General features: G+C 66.7%; 1 protein-coding gene. It reads left to right on the top strand.

Going from position 1 to position 1,162, the window contains the following annotated elements; genetic code table 11:
• The coding region (locus tag AC0L2F_RS35665) for a mannose-1-phosphate guanylyltransferase/mannose-6-phosphate isomerase (RefSeq protein ID WP_473251513.1) at nucleotides 1-1,162 on the top strand (1,162 nt) is incomplete at both ends.

Raw genomic sequence — 1,162 nt, 5'->3', positions numbered from 1 at the left:
TGCGCCCCAAGCAGTTCCTGCCGTTGTTCGGCACGCGCTCGACCTTCCAGGACACGCTGTTGCGCGTCTCGGAGGCCCCGCTGTTCGATCGCCCGATCGTCATCACCAATGCGTCCTATCGCTTCATGGTGCTGGAGCAGCTCGCGGAAATCGGCATCGAGGCCGACGTGATCCTCGAGCCGATGCGGCGCGATTCCGGCCCTGCGATCGCAGCCGGCGCGGTGTTCGCGCAGAACCGCTCGAGTGAGGCGATCGTGCTCGCGCTCGCCGCCGACCACGTGGTGCAGGACAATGCCGCCTTCGTCGCGGCGTGCCGCCAGGGCCTCACCGCCGCGAGCGCCGGGCGCATCGTGACGTTCGGCGTCAAGCCGGAACGGCCGGCGACCGAATACGGCTATATCAGCCCGGGGGAGGTCATCTCCGGCGAGGTGCACGCGGTCGCGCGCTTCGTCGAGAAGCCGGATGCGGTGAAGGCGGCCGACTACGTCAATTCCGGCTATCTCTGGAACAGCGGCAACTTCATGTTCCCCGCCACTGTGTTGCTTGACGAATACCGCAAGGTCGACGCGGCGAGCGTGGAGGCGATCTCCAATGCTGTCAGTAACGCCGGCCGCGATCTCGGCTTCGTGACGCTGGAGCCGGAGGCGTTCGGCGCGGCCAAGGCGATCTCGATCGACTATGCGGTGATGGAGAAGACCGCGCGCGCCGCGGTGGTGCCGGTGTCGTGCGGCTGGTCCGACGTCGGCTCCTGGCACGCGGTGTGGGAATTGTCGGACAAGGACGCGCAAGGCAATGCTTCGCATGGCAGTGCGGTGTTCGAGGATTCCCGCAACTGCAACGTCACCACCGATGCCGCGCTGGTCGCACTCGAAGGCGTCGACGATCTCATCGTGGTTGCGACCGCGGACGCGGTGCTGGTCTCGCGCCAGAAGGATGCCAACGGGCTGAAGCGGCTGGTCACGAAACTGAAGGCGGTCGCGCCGAAGGTCACCGAGGAGCATCTCAAGGTGCATCGGCCCTGGGGCAGCTACCAGTCGGTCGACAATGGCGAGCGCCATCAGGTCAAGCGCATCGTGGTGAAGCCGGGCGGGCGGCTGTCGCTGCAGAAGCACCATCATCGTGCCGAGCACTGGATCGTGGTCCGCGGCACAGCCCGCGTCAC

It is taken from the genome of Bradyrhizobium sp. Ken64 (assembly GCF_055807555.1).
This window is presented reverse-complemented; position numbering and strand designations above follow the sequence as displayed.